This is a genomic window from Enterobacter cloacae complex sp. SHL020 (assembly GCF_049236945.1).
Taxonomy (GTDB): Bacteria; Pseudomonadota; Gammaproteobacteria; order Enterobacterales; family Enterobacteriaceae; genus Enterobacter; species Enterobacter dykesii.
In genome coordinates, this window is sequence record NZ_JBMKJF010000002.1 from 263,154 (window position 1) to 283,264 (window position 20,111).

Consider the following 20,111-nt stretch of genomic DNA (forward strand, 5'->3'; position numbering starts at 1 on the left):
GACAGGGGTAGGACGTGAAAGACGCGTCATCCGCTTCAGGCCATGGTAGCGCTGAAGCCTCGTCGGATCAGAATCCGACGCTGCAACGTGGTTTGCAAAATCGACATATTCAGTTAATTGCCCTTGGCGGCGCGATCGGTACCGGGCTGTTTCTCGGCATCGGCCCCGCTATTCAGATGGCTGGCCCGGCGGTGCTGCTGGGTTACGGTATCGCCGGGATTATCGCCTTCCTGATCATGCGCCAGCTTGGCGAGATGGTTGTTGAAGAGCCGGTTTCAGGCTCCTTCGCGCACTTTGCTTATAAATACTGGGGCCCGTTTGCAGGCTTCCTCTCCGGCTGGAACTACTGGGTGATGTTCGTGCTGGTGGGGATGGCGGAGCTGACCGCCGCAGGCATTTACATGCAGTACTGGCTGCCGGACGTCCCGACGTGGATCTGGGCGGCGGCCTTCTTCATCATTATTAACGCCGTTAACCTCGTCAACGTGCGCCTGTATGGCGAAACCGAGTTCTGGTTTGCGCTGATCAAGGTGCTGGCGATTATCGGGATGATCGGCTTTGGCCTGTGGCTGCTGTTCTCCGGCCACGGCGGCGAGCGCGCCACGATCGACAACCTGTGGCAGCACGGCGGCTTCCTCGCCACCGGCTGGAAAGGGCTGATTCTCTCCCTGGCAGTGATCATGTTCTCCTTCGGTGGACTAGAGCTGATTGGAATTACCGCCGCGGAAGCGCGCGACCCGCATAAAAGCATTCCAAAAGCGGTCAACCAGGTGGTATACCGTATTCTGCTGTTCTACATCGGCTCGCTGGTGGTGCTGCTGGCGCTCTATCCGTGGGTGGAAGTGAAGTCCGACAGCAGCCCGTTCGTGATGATTTTCCACGATCTGAACAGCAACGTGGTGGCTTCGGCGCTGAACTTCGTCATTCTGGTGGCGTCTCTGTCGGTCTATAACAGCGGCGTTTACTCCAACAGCCGCATGCTGTTCGGCCTCTCCGTGCAGGGCAACGCGCCGAAGTTCCTCACCCGCGTCAGCCGTCGCGGCGTGCCGGTGAATTCCTTGTTCCTTTCTGGTGCTATCACCTCGCTGGTGGTGCTGATTAACTATCTGCTGCCGAAAGAGGCCTTTGGCCTGCTGATGGCGCTGGTTGTCGCCACTCTGCTGCTGAACTGGATCATGATTTGCCTGGCGCACCTGCGCTTTCGCGCCGCGATGCGCCGCAAGGGACGCGATACGCAGTTCAAAGCGCTGCTCTATCCGGCGGGGAACTATATCTGTATCGCGTTCCTGGGGCTGATTCTGGTGCTGATGTGCACCATGGATGAGATGCGTCTTTCGGCGATGCTGCTGCCGGTGTGGGTTATCTTCTTGTTTGCGGCGTTTAAGCTTTCCCGCAAAAAGTAGCGCGGTTTTCTCCCTCTCCCTGTGAGAGAGAGCCGGGGTGAGGGCACCAGACTGCATCTGCCTTCACGCCCGGTGGCGCAAGCTGATTATCTGGCGATAACGCCCGCCAGGGAGCGAATATCGTTCCCGGTCGGGGACTGGTGAATACGCAGCCCAAACTCATCCACCACTGCGAAAATATGGTCGAAGATGTCGGCCTGAATCTCCTCATATTCTGCCCAGATCACCGTGTTGGTGAAGGCATATATTTCAATCGGCAAACCTTTCGCGTCAGGCGCTAGCTGGCGCACCATCAGCGTCATATCTTTGCGAATGCGCGGGTGGTTGCGCAGATATTCGTTCAGGTAGGCGCGGAAGGTACCAATATTGGTCATCTTGCGAAGGTTTAATACCGATTCCCCTTCACCGTTCTGCTGATTCCACAGATTAATTTCCTCATGTCGTGCGGCCAGATAGGGCTTCAGCAGCTTCGCCTGAATAAGTTTCTGCTGTTCCTGCTCGTCGAGAAAATGAATGCTGGTGGTATCAATGTTCAGGCTGCGCTTAATGCGTCGTCCACCGGAGGCCGACATGCCGCTCCAGTTGATAAAGGCGTCGGAGACCAGCGCCCACGTCGGAATGGTCGTTATCGTATTATCGAAATTGCGCACCTTAACAGTGGTCAGACCGATGTCCGTCACCGTGCCGTTAGCACCGTATTTCGGCATCTCCAGCCAGTCGCCGAGCTTGAGCATGTCGTTGGCGGAAAGCTGAATACCCGCCACAAGTCCGAGTATCGGGTCTTTAAACACCAGCATCAGGACGGCAGCCATGGCGCCCAGACCGCTTATCAGAATCGCCGGGGACTGGCCGATGAGCAGGGAGATAATCAATATCCCCACCAGGATGGCGCTCACCAGCTTGATGCCCTGGAAGATCCCCTTCAGCGGCAGCTGTGATGCGGTGGCCATTTTTTGCGACAGATTAAAAATCACGTCCAGCAGCGAGAAGAAGGAGAGCAGGGCATATACCATGACCCACAGCTTTGCGCATGTCGTGAGAATTTCCGCCGCTTCGCTGCCCTTTTGCAGCCACAGTACCGCCTGGACGTTGACGATTATCCCCTGAAGGGTGAAGGCCAGACGGTGAAATAATTTATTCTGGGTAATGATCTGCAGCCATAAATGGCTGCTGGCCTGCGCGCGTTTTTCGAAAGCGCGAAGCACCCCTTTGTGCAGAATAAAATGAACGATGATGGCGGTAAGAAAAATAATACCAAAGATAATCACTAAAGAGGTGGTCTGATTAATTTCAATGCCTAACTCTTCAACCTGAGCAATTAATTCCTGCATAACGTCTCCTGTATTGATGCAGCCCCATAATGGCGGCTGCGGATCTATTATGCAAATTCACGGGCTTATTTGGTGGCCTGGCAGACCTTCACCACCGGCAGGCAGAGTCTATGGCGAATGCGCAGCGTTGCCAGGGCAAGCACCACCATCATCGCCGTTTCCACCATCAGGAAGACGTTCACCGCCTGGGTGTAATTCCCGTGATGGTTCTGCAGCGCGTGCAGCAAAATCGCGCCGAAAATGGCCGGGCCAAGCCCCAGCGCGGCCTGCTGCAGCGTGCTGAGAATGGCGCTCGCGGCTCCCGCGTCGTCAGGCTGAATATCGCGCATCCCGATGCGGTAGAAGCTGTTCACAATCAGCGCCTGCCCGTAGCCGACCAGCCCGGTCGCGGGCGCCAGCGTCAGCGCGGTATTTTCCATTCCCCAGACGCGGAACGTGGCGATCAGCGCCAGCAGGCCGGCAATCTGGATCGCCAGACCCGTCAGCAGAATGGTACTGGTGCTGTAGCGAGCAATCAGCCGCGGCGCGAACCACGCCGAAATAAAGTAGGTTACGCCCAGCGCGATAAAACTATTTCCGGACTGCCACGGCGCCATCCCCAGACCGGTTTGCATGGTCAGCGCCATACAGAACATAAATCCGGACCAGACGCTGAAAAAGAGCATCGCAATCAGAATGCCAAAGCGAACGCTGCGAAGCTGCAGCAGGCGCGGCGGGATCAGCGGGTGGGCATTCTCACGCTCCTTTTTGCGCGCATTCAGCGCCGTCAGCCAGCCCAAAGGAATAATGGCGAGAAGCATAACCTTCAGCGGCCACGACCAGTGCCACTGGGGGCCGAGCGCCATCGGGAACAGCAGACAGCAAAGAATGATCGCCAGCAGCACGGTTCCGGTCCAGTCGATGCGTGACGGCGTCTCTCGACGGGTTTCGGGTACGAAACGGCGACTCAGCGCCAGCACCACCAGACAGATCGGCACGTTGATGAAGAAGGCGTTACGCCAGCCCAGCCCGGCGATATCCGCCGACACCAGCCAGCCGCCGCCCATCTGGCCGACGATAAACGCAATCCCACCGATGCCGCCAAACAGGCTGATGGCCTTAGCGTGCGCTGTACCTTTCAGCGTCACGTGCAGGGTGGCAAGAATTTGCGGCACGATCAGTGCGGCTCCCGCCCCCTGAACGATGCGCGCGGCCAGCAGCTGTTCAATGTTCCCCGCCATCCCGCAGAGCAGCGAGGCCAGGCCAAAGCTCGCGACGCCCCACATAAACAGACGCCGACGGCCAAGGTTATCCCCCAGCTTGCTGCCGAGCGCGAGGCAGACGGCGAAGGCCACGCCGTAGAGTGCGACAATCAGCTCCAGCTCGGTGGCGGTCGCGTGCAGCGAGTGGGTGATAGCGTCCAGCGCCACGTTGGTGATTGAGGTATCAATCATCGGCAGCATCTGGCCGGTTAGCAGCAATATCAGGCCAGCGCGGCCCGGTGAAACAACTGACGTATTCATGGTAACTCCATTGCGTCATTCAACAGATGGTCGTAGCATCAACCATCTAATAAACGGGTACCAGTTCTTGCTTATACTGGTACTGGTACTACCATGCAGGGGGATTTATGGCCTTGATGTCTGAACCCGTCGTCTCTCTTCAGGATGACACCCGAAAACAGCTGGGGGCATTTCTACGCGCACGACGAGAAAGCCTCGATCCGCAGCGTCTCGGCCTGCCGCGCAGCGGTCGTCGCCGCACGCCGGGTCTGCGCCGGGAAGAGGTGGCGATGCTCGCGGACGTGGGCGTGACCTGGTACACCTGGCTGGAGCAGGGCAGGGACGTCAATCCGTCCAGCGCGGTGATGGCCGCTGTGGCAAAAGCGCTGCAGTGCACCCCGACTGAGGCCCGACACCTGTTTCTGTTAGCGGGGTTACCGCCGGGCGAAGCGCCGCAGGCGGTCTGCTGCGAGGGCATCAGCGAGGGCACACGCCGCCTGCTCGACACCCTGCTGCCGAAACCCGCCAGCATCCAGAAGCCCAACTTCGATATCGTGGCGTGGAACGACAGCTTCGGGCACCTGATGGGCGTCGACTTCAATGAAATCCCGCCGGAAGACCGCAACTGTATTTACCTGTTTCTCACCCATCCGGCGTGGCGAGCGCGTCTCGGCAGACGCGACGATGTGCTGCCGATTTTCGTCTCGTACTTCCGCGCGGCGATGGCCGAACACCGGGGAGACCCGCTCTGGGAAGCGAAGCTGGCGCGTTTTTTTGCGGTGTCTGAAGAGTTCAAAACCCTGTGGCACCAGCGCAACGACGTGCGCGGCGTGGAAAACCAGCTCAAGCTGTTTACCCATCCCGAACTGGGCGATTTTACGCTGCAGCAGATGTACTGGTACTCTGCGCCGCGAAACGGCTCGCGGCTGCTGGTGTATCTGCCGGTGGATGAAGCCGGAGAGAGGGCGATGGCGTGGCTGGCGGAGCAGGGGAAATAATTTTTGCGAGGGGCTTTCAGGGAATCAAAGCGGAGCCGGTTCTGCCTGTTAAAAACGGGTAAGGTGGGACACGAAAAGCTAAATTAACCTTTAATGCAAATTGCCTTATATGCTAACATTGTCAGGGATGAAATACCGTGTTCAGACTTATCGTTCATGAGGCGGTCAGGGAAGAGATTCTCTCACTGCCTGCTGGGGTCCAGGCAAAGCTGATTCGCCAGCTTGATAAATTACGTACTAACCCGACGGCACTACGAGAACCCAACAGCAAACCCTTACCCTATGGTTTGTTTGAAATCAGAACCGTCGGGTTGATTCATACTCGTGGGATCTACGTATATCAGCGGGAAAAGACAATTTTTCTGCTGCGGGTATTTATCAAGAAAACGCAAAAAACGCCCTCGGCTGAACTCCGTCTGGCATTGAAGCGACAACAGGAGATGTTGTATGAGCAAAAAGATTATTGACTGGGATGAACTCAGAGCGGAACTGTTAAGCAATTCAGAAGTGCAGGCTTCTTTTGATGCAGAAGAGCGCAAGGAGCGCCTGCGGGAGATGCTGGCACAGTGGCGCGACCATGCTGGTCTGACGCGTGCGCAGGTGGCTGAGCGGATGGGCGTCAGCGCACCCACGGTATCAAGAATGGAAGCGAATATTACCCGTGCAAGCCTTGATACGTTAACGCGTTATGCGCTTGTGTGCGGGGTTAAGCATCCGCAGATTACGCTTTATTGAAAACAGGCACGCCGGAACCCAGCGTGCCAGAGGGGATTAGCACTCGGTTACAATCGTGCTCAGCGGCAGGCGAGACTTCGGCAGCGTGGCGTTGAAATCTTCCACGCTGTGGTGCCCAACCGGTACCACCACCAGGCTGGTAAAGCCTTTCTCTTTCAGGCCAAATTCTTCGTCGAGAATGGCGGCGTCGAAACCTTCAATCGGTACCGCGTCCAGACCCATCGCGCCTACGCCCAGCAGGAAGTTACCGACGTTCAGGTAAACCTGCTTCGCCATCCACTGGTCGTCATCTTTCAGATCCACGCGGTGCATATCGGCGAAATAGGTGCGGCCCTTGTGGTTTGCGGCTTTGGCTTCCGGCGTGTTGAAGCGACCGTCGGCCTCTTCCTGATCGACGACGCGTTCCAGCCAGGCGTCATCCATCGCGGTTTTCGCGCAGAACACCACCACATGGGAAGCATCCAGCATTTTGCGTTCGTTGAACACGTAGGTACCCGCGGCAGATTTCGCCACGCGCGCTTTACCTTCCTCGGTGCTGGCCACAATGAAGTGCCACGGCTGGGAGTTGGTGCTGGACGGGCTGTACTGCAGCAGGGTTTTGATTTTTTCCGCTTCTTCCGCGGTCAGTTTTTTGCTTGCGTCGAACGCCTTGGTAGAGTGGCGTTTCAGGGCGACAGAAATGATATCCATAACAACTCCTGGTGATGAAATTCGCCCGTGCGCGGGCGCGAAGACGAGCAGATTACAGCGGGACGCGGAAAAAGATAAGTGCAATTCGAGCGCTTAATCTGTTCGTCTCAGACGAACAATCAGATCGGCCGGATCCACTTCTGGTCTTTTTTCGGCAGCTTATCGACCACCAGATTCCACGAATCCGCTATCAGGTCGGCGACCAGTTCAGGCGTGATGTCGTCAGTGCCGTAAAGCGAAATCCAGTGTTTTTTATTGAGGTGATAGCCCGGCTCAACGCCGCGGTAAATTTGCTGATTTAACAGGGATTTTTCTGGGTCTGACTTCAGGCTGACGTGCGGTCGTCCGCGTACGGTAGCCATCAGCATAAAAATTTTCCCGCCCACCTTAAACACGTCGTACTCGGGGCCGAACGGCCAGCAGTGTTCGGTGAACGGCAGCTCCAGCGCCACGCGTTTTGCATGCTCCTGCAATGCTTTACTGTCCATCGTTCTCTTCCTGGGCAAGCCCGCGCCACATCACCTCAAAGCCGAGTGCTTTAAAGTCAACGGCGCGGGAAGGGTCGCGAGTGGCAAATTCCATCGTAGATTCGGCCAGCGATAAGAAAAGCGCATCGCCAAACGTTTTAAATTCATCTGACATAAACACCTGACGCACCGAGCGGCGGCACAGCTCATGGAGTTCCGGGAACATCTCTTTCACCGCCTGTTCCGTTTCGGCGCTCAGCTTTTCACTGACGCCGATCTGGCGGATCGCCGCATGAGCAACGGGGTTACGAATCCCCCAGTCCACATAGCTGTTCCAGATATTGCGGGTATGTTCTTTTGGCAGCGTAATGGTGCGATCGAGGTTTGCCAGCATGGTCTGGCAGAGATCCTGCTTCAGATGGAGATAAAGGGCATTCAGCAGATCGTCTTTGGTAGCAAAGTAGCGGAACAGGGTGCCTTCGGCGACACCCGCCTTGCGGGCAATTAACGCCGTTGAGGCGGCAATACCTGACTGTGCAAACGCCACCGTTGCGGCTTCCAGTAAGGCCTGTTTTTTATCTTCACTCTTCGGACGTGCCACTAAATTTTCCCCCTGTCAATTATAAAAACCCTGATTGAAACACGTGCTTTGACACGCTGCAACGCGGAATGTCAAAGATCGAAAACGTCTTGACGACTTTATCATCATATCTATAATGAGTGCTTACTCACTCATAATCAAGTTTACCCCGCGCAAACTATCGGATGGGGCGCGTTTTCGGGTCTGGATATGAAAAAACCTCTCTTCATCTGCGTGGTGTTAATCATGATCATAGCTTCAGCTGCGAGTTTACCGTTTGTTCTGAATGCCGGATTCGGCCAGCCACCGCAGGGTGAGCAGCTAACTGAAGTGGAGGCCTCTCCCCAGTATCGCGACGGGAAATTCCACAATACGCTGCCGACGCCGGGCTATAACGGCGACAAAAATATGCTGGTCGCGACGTGGGATTTTCTGACCAAAAAAACCGAAAACGCGCGACCGGCCCAGCCGCTGCCGCTGGTGAAAACCGATCTTGCGAGCCTGCCGCTGGAGCAGGACACCCTGGTGTGGCTAGGCCACTCCTCGTGGTACCTGCAGCTCGCGGGCAAACGCATTCTGATCGACCCGGTGCTCGGCAACTACGCCGCGCCGTTCTCGTTCCTCAATAAAGCCTTTGCCGGGGAGTACCCGTGGCGCGCTGATAGCATGCCGGACATCGACCTGCTGATTATCTCGCACGATCACTACGATCATCTGGATTACGCCACCATCAGAGCGCTACTGCCAAAGGTGAAGCGCGTGGTGACGCCGCTGGGCGTGGGATCCCACCTGCGCTACTGGGGGATGAAGCCTGAGATTATTGACGAGCGCGACTGGAACCAGTCGGTGCGCATCAGCGATGAACTGACGGTGCATGTTCTGCCGGCGCGCCACTTCTCCGGGCGCGGCATCAAGCGCGATCGCACCTTGTGGGGCAGCTTTATGTTCGTCACGCCGGAGCAGAAGGTGTATTACAGCGGGGATTCCGGTTACGGCCCGCACTTTAAGGCCATCGGCGAACAGTTTGGCGAGGTGGATTTAGCCATCATGGAAAACGGCCAGTACGACCAGGACTGGAAGTACATTCACATGCTGCCGGAGGAAACGGCGCAGGCCTCGGCGGATCTCAACGCGAAAGCCGTGGTGCCGGGGCACAACGGACGCTTCGTGCTGGCGAAACACGCCTGGAACGATCCGCTGATCCAGCTGGCGCGCGCCAGCAAGGACAAAAATTATCGGCTGCTGACGCCGGAACTGGGTGAGCCCGTGCGGGTGAGTGATACCACTCAGGCATTTCGCGAGTGGTGGGAATAATGTTTAAGCGAGAAGCAGAGGGGGACAGCAGTATGACCATTTCCGCTCAAGTCATCGACACTATCGTCGAATGGATCGACGACAATCTGCACCAGCCATTACGTATAGAAGAGATTGCCCGCCACGCGGGTTACTCGAAATGGCACCTGCAGCGGCTGTTTATGCAGTACAAAGGGGAGAGCCTGGGGCGCTATATCCGTGAACGCAAGCTGCTGCTGGCGGCGCGCGATCTGCGTGAATCCGACGCCCGGGTGTACGACATCTGCCTGCGTTACGGGTTTGACTCGCAGCAGACGTTTACCCGTATCTTCACGCGTACGTTCAACCAGCCGCCTGGCGCGTACCGCAAGGAGAACCACAGTCGGACGCATTGAACGTAAACCAAAACAAGCCGGGTCAGGCGGGCGAAGCCGCCACCCGGCTTTTTTTATGGGCTTACGACGCCAGTGAAAACCAGCGTCGCCAGACGAAACGCAGCACGAAGAATTCGATGGCACCCAGCAGTAAAAACCACACGCAGAACAGAATGGTATAGAGCTGGTTAAGATCGACCATGTGAAAGGTCTGAACCAGCTTCTGCGCCAGCACCAGGCCCAGCGACGGCGCGGGTAACAGCAGGCAGGAGAGCAGGGCCAGCAATAAAATGCCGCCTGCCGTAAGCAGCGATTCTAACGGGTGTTTCATCGTAATGTTAATCGTCAGTTAAAAATGTCATTGTCCGGCATCCCGGAACGTAAAGCAATATAAACCCGCCCATCCGATTTCAGAAAAATAAACGCCGTTATCTGCGCATTAATCGTAGAAATAAAATAATATTCTGCAGGCAATTAAATTAATATCGTGTTGTGTCAATAAATGTCTGCGTTACGAAAATAATTTTACAAATGTATAGGTGCTATAACCAATTAACGTAGCAATAACAATGGCTACGATAATGTATAACGCCAGGCGACGCCCGCGATAAATACCAAACATGGATCCTCCTCGTTTAGATTTGGTTTAGAAATATTTTGTAAAAATTGGCTTATCAAAATAGTTTTAAGCAGTTTTGAATAACCGAGAAGTCATTATATTGCGGTAGATCAATTTTACCCGCAAGACTTTAAAATGAATTTATTTATGCCCGAAAGGAATTCAGGCTTCTTTTCACCGGATATTGAAGGAAAAATACGATGACCGAGAAAAAATTATCCCCAAACGTGCCGCCTTCCGGCGGGCTGGCATATCAGCAGACCACAGAGCAGGTGCTTGCTCACATGAAGAGCCAGGCCAGTGGTCTGGACCGTGCAGAGGCGCAGGCGCGTCTGCAAAAACATGGCCCCAATGCGCTGCCTGAGAAAAAAGGCAAGCCTGCCTGGCTGCGTTTTTTGGCCCATTTTAATGATGTCCTGATTTATGTCCTGCTGGCCGCCGCCGTATTAACGGCAATCATGGGCCACTGGGTTGATACGCTGGTTATTCTGGGCGTGGCGGTAATCAATGCTTTAATTGGTCATATCCAGGAAAGCAACGCGGAAAAATCCCTGAAGAGTATTCGCAATATGCTCTCCAGCGAGGCGCGCGTTATTCGTAACGGCAACCACGAAACGATACCCACAACTGAAATAGTCCCGGGCGATATTATTGTTTTACGCGCGGGAGATCGTATTCCGGCGGATATGCGTTTAATTGAAGCGCATAATCTACGCGTGGAAGAGGCAATTCTGACCGGTGAATCCACTGTGGTGGATAAACACGTTAATCCGCTGAGCGGTGAACTGCCGCTGGGCGACCGCACCAATATGGTCTTCTCCGGGACGACCGTAAGCGCGGGCGGCGGCGTCGGTGTGGTCACTGCCACCGGTCAGGATACGGAACTCGGCCATATTAACCAGATGATGGCGGGCATCGAAAAGCACCGCACGCCGCTGCTGGTGCAGATGGACAAGCTGGGTAAAGCGATCTTCGCGATTATTCTGGCGATGATGGCCGCGCTGTTTGTCTTCAGCCTGGCGTTCCGCGAGATCCCGATGGGCGAGCTGCTGCTCTCCCTGATTAGCCTGGCGGTGGCCTCCGTGCCGGAAGGTCTGCCGGCGATTATCTCCATCATACTCTCCCTGGGCGTGCAGGCGATGGCGCGCAAGCGGGCGATTATTCGCAAGCTGCCGACGGTGGAAACGCTCGGCGCGATGACCGTGGTCTGCTCGGATAAAACCGGCACTCTGACCATGAACGAGATGACGGTTAAAGCCATCATCACCGCCGACGCCTGCTACCGCGTGGACGGCAACAGCTACGAGCCGGTGGGCAACCTCTACCTGGAAGGCAGCGACGAGCCGGTCCACATACAGCCGGGCACCGTGCTGGAGCAGTACCTGCGCACCATCGACCTGTGTAACGACAGCCAGCTGATTCAGGACGAGCACGGCCTGTGGGGCATCACCGGTGGCCCGACCGAGGGCGCACTGAAGGTGCTGGCGGCGAAGGCCAGCCTTGAGCCGGTCATGACCACGCTGGTTAACAAGATCCCGTTCGACTCGCAGTACAAGTACATGAGCACTCACTACCAGATTGGCGGTGAGGAGCAGATCCTGATCACCGGCGCGCCGGACGTCATTTTCGCTCTGTGCGCCGAGCAGCAGACCCACAACGGTGCGGAAGCCTTCAACCGCGCGTACTGGGAAAGCGAGATGGAGCGCTATGCGCGTCAGGGGCTGCGCATGGTCGCCGCGGCGTTTAAACCGGCGAACGGTGAGCAGGAACTGACGCACGACGACCTGAGCCACGGCCTGATCTTCCTCGGCATCGCCGGGATGATGGATCCGCCGCGTCCGGAAGCCATTGACGCGATTAACGCCTGCCAGCAGGCGGGGATCCGCGTGAAGATGATCACCGGGGATCACCCGCAGACGGCGATGAGCATCGGCCAGATGCTGGGGATCACCAACAGCGAGCAGGCGATCACCGGCTACGAGCTGGAGAAGATGGACGACGCCGCGCTGGCGGAAGCGGCGGTGAAGTATGACATCTTCGCCCGTACCAGCCCGGAGCATAAGCTGCGCCTGGTGAAAGCGCTGCAGGACAAAGGCGAAATCGTCGGCATGACCGGCGACGGCGTGAACGATGCCCCGGCGCTGCGTCAGGCTGACGTCGGCATCGCGATGGGCATCAAGGGCACGGAAGTGACCAAAGAGGCGGCGGATATGGTCCTGACGGACGATAACTTCGCCACCATCGCCAGCGCGGTGAAAGAGGGGCGTCGCGTTTACGACAACCTGAAGAAGACCATCCTGTTCATCATGCCGACCAACCTCGCGCAGGGGCTGCTGATTGTAATTGCGCTGCTGGCGGGAAACATCATTCCGCTGACGCCGGTGCTGATTTTGTGGATGAACATGGCCACCTCCGCCACGCTCTCCTTCGGCCTGGCCTTTGAGGCCGCCGAGCGCAACATCATGCGCCGTCCGCCGCGTCAGACCGGGCAGCACGTGATGGACGCCTACGCCGTGTGGCGCGTGGCCTTCGTCGGCACCATGATTGCCATCGCCGCCTTTGCGCTGGAAGCCTGGCTGGCCCCGCGCGGCCACAGCGCGGAGTTCATCCGCACCGTGCTGCTGCAGATGCTGGTCTGCGCCCAGTGGGTGTACATGATTAACTGCCGCAACACCGAAGGGTTCTCCCTGAACCGCGGCCTGCTGGCGAACAAAGGGATCTGGCTGGTGACGGGCGTGCTGTTCCTGCTCCAGGCGGCGATTATCTACCTGCCGTTTATGCAGATGTTGTTCGGCACCGAAGCCCTGCCGCTGCGCTACTGGTTTGTGACTCTGGCGGTGGCGGGCGTGATGTTCTTCGTCGTCGAAATCGAGAAGCGACTGACCCGCAGGTTCCGTAAGTCTGCATAACCAAAACCTTACCCCTCACCCTATCCCTCTCCCCTAAGGGGAGAGGGGACCGCCCGGTTTTCTCCCTCTGCTCTGAGGTGAAGGGGCGGCTCGGTTTTCTCCCTCGCCCCTTTGGGGAGAGGGCCGGGGTGAGGGGAACACATCTGAGGTACCTCTTAATGAAGCTCCCACTCCTGTTCGCACTTCTCGCCTGCACCCTGCAACCCGTATTCGCCGCCGCCATCCCCGTTCGCGTCGCCACCGTGGAGCAGACCGCCCACGCCTCCGAGCGCCAGATCCCGGGCCGCATCGAAGCTATCCACACCGTTGAGCTGCGCGCGCGTACGGAAGGCGTCATCACCAAAATCAACTTTCGCGACGGGCAGTACGTGAAGAAAGGCGACGTGCTGTTTGAGCTCGACGACGCCGAGCCGCGCGCCGCCCTGCGGCTGGCGCAGGCCGAAGTGAGAAGCGCCGAAGCCACGCTGCGCCAGGCACAGCAGCAGCTTTCCCGCTTTGAAAGCCTGGGCAGCAGCAACGCCATCAGCCGTCACGACGTGGACAACGCCCGCATGCAAAGGGACGTGGCGAGCGCCGCGCTGGAGCAGGCCAAAGCCCGGCTCGAAACCCGTAATGTCACCCTGAACTACACCCGCATCACCTCGCCGATTGACGGTCGCGTGGGACACAGCCGGTTCCACGTGGGCAGCCTGGTCAACCCTGCAAGCGGCGTGCTGGTGGAGGTCGTACAGCTTGACCCCATCCGCATCGCCTTTGCGCTGGAAGAGGGCGCATTTGCCACCAAAGCCGGACAGCATGCGGATATCATCGCCATGAAGCAGGCCTGGCAGGCGTTAATTGACAGCAACGGCCAGCGCGTCAGCGGAGAGCTTACGTCGGTGGACAACCGCATCGATCCGCGCACCGCCAGCGTGATGCTGCGCGCCGAGTTTGCCAATCCGCGCCATCAGCTCCTGCCCGGGGGCAACGTGAATGTCATTCTGCGCCCAGCCAGCGAGCAGCCCGCGCTAACTCTGCCTGTCGCCGCGGTCCAGCAGAACGGCGACGGGTTCTTTGCCTGGGTGGTTAACGCCGACGGCAAGGCAGAAATGCGCCCGCTCAAGATCGACGGACAGATCGGACAGCAGTTCCGGATTACCTCCGGGGTGAAGAACGGTGAGCGAGCAATCACTGACGGTGCACAGCGCGTGCAGCCGGGCGCTGCCGTCCAGATACTGAATTAAGGAGCCATCATGCTGACGTTTTTCATCAAACGCCCGCGCTTCGCGATGGTGATTGCGCTGGTCATTACCCTGCTGGGGGCCATCGCGCTGAGGATTATCCCGGTGGAGCAGTATCCGCAGATTACGCCGCCGGTGGTGAATGTTTCTGCCAGCTGGCCGGGCGCCAGTTCGGCCGACGTGGCGGAGGCCATCGCCACGCCGCTGGAGACCCAGCTGAACGGCGTGGATCACATGCTCTACATGGAGTCCACCAGCTCGGATGAAGGCTCGTACAGCCTGAACATCACCTTCGCGGCGGGCACCGATCCGGACCTCGCCGCCATCGACGTGCAGAACCGCGTGGCGCAGGCCGTGGCGCAACTCCCGACCGAGGCGCAGCAAAACGGCGTGCAGGTGCGCAAGCGCGCCACCAACCTGATGATGGGGGTGAGTCTTTACTCACCGGACAACACCCACACGCCGCTGTTTGTGAGCAACTATGCCAGCACCCAGGTGCGCGAGGCGCTGTCACGCCTGCCGGGCGTCGGGCAGGTTCAGATGTTTGGCGCGCGCGACTACAGCATGCGCATCTGGCTGCGTCCGGACCGCATGAACGCCCTGAACGTCACCACCGACGACGTGGCGCAGGCGCTGCGCGAGCAGAACGTGCAGGGGGCGGCAGGCCAGGTCGGCACGCCGCCGGTGTTTAACGGCCAGCAGCAGACTCTGACCATCAACGGGCTGGGACGTTTAAACCAGGCCGAAGACTTTGCCGACATCATCATCCGCGCGGGCGAGATGGGCCAGCTGGTGCGCCTGAAGGACGTCGCCACCATTGAGCTCGGCTCGCGCAGCTACAGCTCCGGCGCGCAGCTGAACGGGCACGACTCCGCCTATCTCGGCATCTACCCGACGCCGTCCGCCAACGCCCTGCGCGTGGCCGACGCGGTGCGCGCGGAGCTGGATCGCCTCTCGACGCGCTTCCCGGACGACCTGGTCTACGAGGTGAAATTCGACACCACCTCCTTTGTGGCCGCCACCATTAAGGAGATCGGCGTCTCGCTGGCGCTGACGATGCTGGCGGTGGTGGTCGTGGTGTCCCTGTTCCTGCAAAGCTGGCGCGCGACGCTGATTGTCGCGCTCGCCATTCCGGTATCCCTGGTGGGCACCTTCGCGGTGCTCTACACGCTGGGCTACTCCGCCAACACGCTCAGCCTGTTCGCCATTATTCTGGCGCTGACCATGGTGGTGGACGATGCCATCGTGGTGGTGGAGAGCGTCGAAACGCTGATGGCGGAAGGACAGAGCCGCACGGCGGCGACCGCGCTGGCGCTGCGCCAGATCGCCGGTCCGGTCATCGCCACGACGCTGGTGCTGCTGGCGGTGTTTGTGCCGGTGGCGCTCCTGCCGGGGATTGTCGGCGAGCTGTACCGCCAGTTTGCGGTGACGCTCTCGACCGCCGTCACGCTCTCAAGCCTGGTGGCGCTAACCCTGACACCCGCCCTGTGCGCGATGCTGCTGCGTCCGCGCCCGGCGCAGCCCGCGGCGATTTTCCGCGGGTTCAACCGGGGGCTGGAGGCCACGCGTGGCGTCTACACCCGCATCGTGACTATGTTCAACCTTCGCCCGTGGCTGGCGCTGCTGGCCACCGCAGGCGCGGCGGCCGTGGTGGCGTTCAGCTTTACGTCGATGCCTAAAGGCTTCCTGCCGCAGGAGGATCAGGGCTACTTCTTTGCCAGCGTTCAGCTGCCGGAGGCGGCCTCGCTGGAGCGCACCGAAGCGGTGATGACCACGGCACGCGAACTCATCGCTAAAAATCCGGCGGTGGAGGACGTGATTCAGGTCTCCGGGTTTAACATTCTCAACGGCACCAGCGCCTCCAACGGCGGGTTTATCTCCATCATGCTGAAGGACTGGAGCGAGCGTCCGCCGCTGGATGAGGTGATGGGCACCCTGCAGCGCCAGCTGCTGGCCCTGCCGGAAGCGACCATCATGACGTTCGCGCCGCCGACGCTGCCGGGGCTGGGCAACGCCTCCGGCTTCGACCTGCGCATCCAGGCGCAGGCGGGGCAGAGCCCGGCGGAGCTGGAGCGCGTGACGCGTGAGGTGCTGGCGAAAGCCAACCAGCACCCGCAGCTGAGCCGCGTGTTCACCACCTGGAGCAGCAACGTGCCGCAGCTGACGCTGACCGTTGACCGCGAGCGCGCCGCGCGTCTCGACGTGCCGGTGTCGCGCATCTTCAGCAGCCTGCAAACCGCCTTTGGCGGCACGCGCGCCGGGGATTTCAGCGTCAACAACCGCGTCTACCACGTGGTGATGCAGAACGAGATGCAGTGGCGCGAGCGCGCCGGGCAAATCAGCGAGCTGTTCGTGCGCAGCAACAGCGGCGAGCGGGTGCGCCTGAGCAATCTCGTCACCATTACGCCGAGCGTCGGCGCGCCGTTCCTGCAGCAGTACAACCAGTTCCCGTCGGTGTCGGTGAGCGGCTCGGCGGCGGAAGGGGTGAGTAGCAGCACCGCGATGGCGGCGATGGGCGAGATCCTGGCGGAGAATTTGCCTGCCGGGTACGACTACGCCTGGAGCGGCATGTCGTATCAGGAGCAGCAGACCGGCAATCAGGCGATATGGATTGTGCTGGCGGCGGTGGTGATGGCGTGGCTGTTCCTCGTCGCCCAGTACGAGAGCTGGACGCTCCCGGCGAGCGTGATGCTCTCGGTGCTGTTCGCCATCGGCGGGGCGCTGGTCTGGCTGTGGATGGCGGGCTACGCCAACGACGTGTACGTGCAGATTGGTCTGGTGCTATTGATAGCCCTTGCCGCCAAGAACGCAATTCTTATCGTGGAGTTCGCCCGCGCGCGGCGCATGGACGGAATGGCGATTGTCGATGCCGCGCGGGAAGGGGCCTCGCGCCGCTTCCGCGCGGTGATGATGACCGCCGTGTCGTTCATTATCGGCGTTTTGCCGATGATGCTGGCGACCGGGGCGGGTGCCCAGAGCCGCCGCATTATCGGCACCACGGTGTTCAGCGGCATGCTGGTGGCGACCGTGGTGGGGATTGTGTTTATCCCCGCGCTGTTCGTGCTGTTTCAGCGCCTGCGCGAGTGGGGCCACGGGCTTACGGACTCGTCGCCCACAGCTCGCAGTGCTTCTGAACCAGAGAAATCAGCGAGCCGCCGTCGGCGATAAACTCCCGCATGCGCTGCGCCTCGCTCTTGCCCTGCTTTAACAGCAGGGCAATTTCATTGACTGCGCTCGTCGCGCCGAGCTTCTCGGCCGACGGCGCAACCTGCTCCAGCAGCCACGCAATGTCTTCCGCCACGGTTTTGTGCTCGCCGGTATGCACGTCCGTCAGGATCCCCTCCAGACCGTAGCGACACGCCTGAAAGCGGTTAAAACGGTAGAGCAGAAAATCTTTTTCCTGATGCTTATACGGTCGCGCGGTCAGCAGCCAGTGGGACGTCGCCTGGATCAGCCCGGCGATGTTAATCGCGTGGCCGAGCGTCAGCGGCGTATCCATCACCCGCACCTCCACGGTACCGAAGTGCGGGCTGGGGCGGATGTCCCAGTGCAGATCCTTAATGCTGTCGATCATGCTGGTGGAACTCAGGCGGCGGAACAGCCCCTCGAACTCTTGCCAGCTGTTGACCCACGGCATCTGGCCGTTATCCGGAAATCCCGAGAAGATGTTGAGCCGCGACGAGGAGAACTTCGTGTCCGTGCCCTGCATATACGGCGAGGCGGCCGCCAGGGCGATAAAGTGCGGCACGAAGCGCGACAGGCCGTGCAGCAGGTAAATCGCGTCGTCCCCGGTCCGGCAGCCGACGTGCACGTGCTGGCCGAATACCGTCGCCTGCAAAATCAGGTAGCCAAAGCGCTCCAGCGTGACGTTATAGCGCTCGTCGTCGCACACCTCCTGACGCTGCCACTTCTGGAACGGGTGCGTCCCGCCGCCGCAGATCTGGATATGCTGCTCCGCCGCCGCGCGCAGGATGCTCTGCTGCATCACCGAGAACTGCGCCGCCGCCAGGTCGATGTTCTGGCATACGCCGGTGGCGATTTCGAGCATGCTTTCGGTGATGTCGTGTTTGACCTCGCCGCCTTTGATGTCGTCTTTGACGGCGGCGATGAGCGCGGAGGAGTCCTGGCTCAGATCGTAGCCCGGCGGGTTAACCACCTGCAGTTCGAGTTCGATGCCGAGGGTGAAAGGTTCAGAGGACTTAAAATCGGGTAAAGGCATGGCGCACTCCGTTGTCTGTTGTGTGTTGAGTATAGACAACGACGTGGCGCTCACTTTTCAGGGTGGTATAACTGTTAGCAGGCTTAGCGAAAAGGGGAATTAACCATGTCTGACAATCCAGTGATTGCGCTGATTGGGCCTGGCGCAATTGGGACCACCATTGCTGCGGTGTTGCATGACGCGGGCCGTACGCCGCTATTGTGCGGACGCACCGCGCATCCGGAATTACGCCTGCGCCACGACGAGGGTGAAACGGTGGTGCCCGGTCCGGTATTAACCGATCCGGCCGTCATCACGCGCCCCGTCGATCTGGTTTTTGTGGCGGTAAAAACGACGCAAAATGCCGACAGCGCCGGGTGGCTGCGGGCCCTGTGCGATGAAAACACCGTGGTCTGCGCCCTGCAAAACGGCGTGGAGCAAAAAGCCCAGCTTGAGCCGTGGGTTAACGGCGCGACGGTGCTGCCGTCGGTGGTGTGGTTCCCGGCCCAGCGCGAGCCGGATGCCTCCGTGTGGCTGCGGGCGAAGCCGCGCCTGACGCTGCCGGACGTGCCGCAGGCGCAGCGGGTGGTGGAGGCGCTTCGCGGTACGCGCTGCGCGGTTGAGCTCTCGGCAGATTTCGCCACCGTCGCCTGGCGCAAGCTTCTGCAAAACGCGGTCGCCGGGCTGATGGTGCTTTCTAACCGCCGCGCCGGGATGTTCAGGCGCGAGGTTATCAGCGAGCTTGCGCTGGCCTACCTGCGCGAGGGGCTTACCGTCGCCCGCGCCGAAGGGGCGAAGCTGGACGATGACGTAGCGCAGGAAATTCTGGCGAACTTCCAGCATGCGCCTGAGGACCTGGGCACCTCGATCCTGGCCGACCGTCAGGCCGATCGCCCGATGGAGTGGGATATCCGCAACGGCGTGATCCAGCGCTACGGCCGCAAGCACGGGATTGCGGTGCCCATCAGCGATGTGGTGGTGCCGCTGCTGGCGGCGGGGAGCGAGGGGCCGGGCTAACGGCCGCTGTTTTTCCGTTCGGCAAAGTAATGGGCGGGCGTGCTGCCCATCGCTTTTCGGAACATGGTGATAAACGCATTCACGGATTCGTATCCGAGCGTTGTCGCCACGTTCTGGACGGGCACGCCGCTGGCCAGCTCCCGCAGGGCAATAATCAAATGCAGCTGCTGACGCCAGCGCCCGAAGCTCAGCCCGGTTTCACGCTGCATCAGGCGGGCAAACGAGCGCTCGCTGAGGGCGAGCCGTTTCGCCCACTCCTTCAGGGTGCTTCTGTCCTCAGGACGGCTGACCAGCGCGTCCGCCATGGCGCGAATTTTCGGATCGGTCGAGACCGGCAGGCTCAGCTTCTGCTGCGGCATGCTGGCGAGCTCGTCAAGCGTGACCCGGGTCAGCCTGGCGACGTGGCCGTCGGCGGGATAATCCACGCCTTCGCGCGTCAGACGATCGACCAGCTCCTTAATCAGCGGCGAGATCGCCAGCGTGCAGCATTTTTCCGGCAGCGCCGCCGCGCCGGGCTCAATAAACAGATAGTTGAGATGCGCGTTCCAGGTCGCTTTGGCACTGTGCGGGATCCCGCCTGGGATCCAGACGGCGCAGTCCGGCGGCACGATCCAGATGTCATTCTCCGCGTAACAGCTGACCGCACCGTATCGGGCAATAATCAGCTGGCCCTTGCGGTGGGTATGCACCGGCACTTCCGCGGCGTAGTCCACGAAGTCCAGATGACGCGCCACTGCCGGGCTGGCGGTAGAGTCGGGGTCATACAGCGTAGTAGCAGGTTGAGGTTTCACGATTC

The 20,111-nt window shown here is 59.6% G+C and carries 18 protein-coding genes; 10 read left to right on the top strand and 8 right to left on the bottom strand.

What is annotated here, in order from left to right; all coding sequences use genetic code 11:
- Nucleotides 1-14: 14 nt before the first annotated feature.
- On the top strand, nt 15-1,403 hold the full coding sequence (gene pheP / locus ACOTZB_RS06330; RefSeq protein ID WP_193804893.1) for a phenylalanine transporter: 1,389 nt from the start codon (nt 15-17) through the stop codon (nt 1,401-1,403).
- Between the two features lie 86 nt (nt 1,404-1,489).
- On the opposite strand, the gene ACOTZB_RS06335 is transcribed toward pheP, so the two are convergent.
- Together ACOTZB_RS06335 and ACOTZB_RS06340 are read right to left on the bottom strand one after the other, a co-directional pair.
- Complete coding sequence (locus ACOTZB_RS06335) at nt 1,490-2,734, bottom strand: mechanosensitive ion channel family protein (RefSeq protein ID WP_421626715.1); 1,245 nt, start codon at nt 2,732-2,734, stop codon at nt 1,490-1,492.
- A gap of 65 nt (nt 2,735-2,799) precedes the next feature.
- Entirely contained in the window at nt 2,800-4,236 is a 1,437-nt protein-coding gene (locus tag ACOTZB_RS06340) for an MFS transporter (RefSeq protein ID WP_421626716.1), read from the bottom strand.
- Nucleotides 4,237-4,343: 107 nt separating this feature from the next.
- Between ACOTZB_RS06340 and ACOTZB_RS06345 the strand changes: the two genes are divergently transcribed.
- From ACOTZB_RS06345 to ACOTZB_RS06355, 3 genes are all read left to right on the top strand, one after another.
- Nucleotides 4,344-5,213 (top strand): helix-turn-helix transcriptional regulator, encoded by an 870-nt coding sequence (locus ACOTZB_RS06345; RefSeq protein ID WP_023310659.1) that lies wholly within the window; start codon nt 4,344-4,346, stop codon nt 5,211-5,213.
- A gap of 137 nt (nt 5,214-5,350) precedes the next feature.
- Entirely contained in the window at nt 5,351-5,680 is a 330-nt protein-coding gene (locus tag ACOTZB_RS06350) for a type II toxin-antitoxin system RelE/ParE family toxin (RefSeq protein ID WP_337281287.1), read from the top strand.
- Nucleotides 5,661-5,948 (top strand): helix-turn-helix domain-containing protein, encoded by a 288-nt coding sequence (locus tag ACOTZB_RS06355; protein WP_121425535.1) that lies wholly within the window; start codon nt 5,661-5,663, stop codon nt 5,946-5,948. Before ACOTZB_RS06350 ends, ACOTZB_RS06355 begins: the two co-directional genes overlap by 20 nt.
- 36 nt (nt 5,949-5,984) lie before the next feature.
- Here the strand turns inward: ACOTZB_RS06355 and nfsB are convergent, their stop codons facing one another.
- From nfsB to ACOTZB_RS06370, 3 genes are all read right to left on the bottom strand, one after another.
- On the bottom strand, nt 5,985-6,638 hold the full coding sequence (nfsB, locus tag ACOTZB_RS06360) for an oxygen-insensitive NAD(P)H nitroreductase (protein WP_024906901.1): 654 nt from the start codon (nt 6,636-6,638) through the stop codon (nt 5,985-5,987).
- A 119-nt stretch (nt 6,639-6,757) separates the two neighbouring features.
- Nucleotides 6,758-7,126 (bottom strand): MmcQ/YjbR family DNA-binding protein, encoded by a 369-nt coding sequence (locus ACOTZB_RS06365; protein WP_421626717.1) that lies wholly within the window; start codon nt 7,124-7,126, stop codon nt 6,758-6,760.
- Complete coding sequence (locus ACOTZB_RS06370; RefSeq protein WP_047650501.1) at nt 7,116-7,706, bottom strand: TetR/AcrR family transcriptional regulator; 591 nt, start codon at nt 7,704-7,706, stop codon at nt 7,116-7,118. Before ACOTZB_RS06370 ends, ACOTZB_RS06365 begins: the two co-directional genes overlap by 11 nt.
- 189 nt (nt 7,707-7,895) lie before the next feature.
- Between ACOTZB_RS06370 and ACOTZB_RS06375 the strand changes: the two genes are divergently transcribed.
- Together ACOTZB_RS06375 and ACOTZB_RS06380 are read left to right on the top strand one after the other, a co-directional pair.
- Nucleotides 7,896-8,999, top strand: coding sequence for an MBL fold metallo-hydrolase (locus tag ACOTZB_RS06375; protein ID WP_421626718.1), 1,104 nt, complete (start codon nt 7,896-7,898; stop codon nt 8,997-8,999).
- Nucleotides 9,000-9,031: 32 nt separating this feature from the next.
- A complete protein-coding gene (locus ACOTZB_RS06380) occupies nt 9,032-9,373 on the top strand; it encodes a RamA family antibiotic efflux transcriptional regulator (RefSeq protein ID WP_047650664.1) in 342 nt (113 codons plus the stop codon).
- A gap of 61 nt (nt 9,374-9,434) precedes the next feature.
- On the opposite strand, the gene ACOTZB_RS06385 is transcribed toward ACOTZB_RS06380, so the two are convergent.
- The gene (locus ACOTZB_RS06385; RefSeq protein ID WP_013097677.1) at nt 9,435-9,683 is read right to left on the bottom strand and encodes a DUF1158 domain-containing protein; all 249 of its coding nucleotides are present in this window, start codon (nt 9,681-9,683) and stop codon (nt 9,435-9,437) included.
- 488 nt (nt 9,684-10,171) lie between these two features.
- Here ACOTZB_RS06385 and ACOTZB_RS06390 point away from each other — a divergent pair, with 488 nt between their 5' ends.
- The 3 genes from ACOTZB_RS06390 (at nt 10,172) to ACOTZB_RS06400 (ending at nt 17,268) form a co-directional block, all read left to right on the top strand.
- Nucleotides 10,172-12,880: a cation-transporting P-type ATPase gene (locus ACOTZB_RS06390; protein ID WP_421626719.1), complete on the top strand. Its 2,709-nt coding sequence runs from the start codon at nt 10,172-10,174 to the stop codon at nt 12,878-12,880.
- A 158-nt stretch (nt 12,881-13,038) separates the two neighbouring features.
- Nucleotides 13,039-14,103, top strand: a complete 1,065-nt coding sequence (locus ACOTZB_RS06395) for an efflux RND transporter periplasmic adaptor subunit (protein ID WP_193804887.1) — start codon at nt 13,039-13,041, stop codon at nt 14,101-14,103.
- A 9-nt stretch (nt 14,104-14,112) separates the two neighbouring features.
- On the top strand, nt 14,113-17,268 hold the full coding sequence (locus tag ACOTZB_RS06400) for an efflux RND transporter permease subunit (protein WP_421626720.1): 3,156 nt from the start codon (nt 14,113-14,115) through the stop codon (nt 17,266-17,268).
- Here the strand turns inward: ACOTZB_RS06400 and ACOTZB_RS06405 are convergent.
- Nucleotides 17,198-18,319: a YbdK family carboxylate-amine ligase gene (locus ACOTZB_RS06405; protein WP_421626721.1), complete on the bottom strand. Its 1,122-nt coding sequence runs from the start codon at nt 18,317-18,319 to the stop codon at nt 17,198-17,200. The two genes, ACOTZB_RS06400 and ACOTZB_RS06405, sit on opposite strands and share 71 nt — an antisense overlap.
- Before the next feature lie 105 nt (nt 18,320-18,424).
- Here ACOTZB_RS06405 and ACOTZB_RS06410 point away from each other — a divergent pair, with 105 nt between their 5' ends.
- Entirely contained in the window at nt 18,425-19,315 is an 891-nt protein-coding gene (locus ACOTZB_RS06410; RefSeq protein ID WP_421626722.1) for an oxidoreductase, read from the top strand.
- Here the strand turns inward: ACOTZB_RS06410 and ACOTZB_RS06415 are convergent.
- Nucleotides 19,312-20,106: an AraC family transcriptional regulator gene (locus tag ACOTZB_RS06415; protein WP_421626723.1), complete on the bottom strand. Its 795-nt coding sequence runs from the start codon at nt 20,104-20,106 to the stop codon at nt 19,312-19,314. The genes ACOTZB_RS06410 and ACOTZB_RS06415 overlap by 4 nt on opposite strands.
- Between the last annotated feature and the right edge of the window lie 5 nt (nt 20,107-20,111).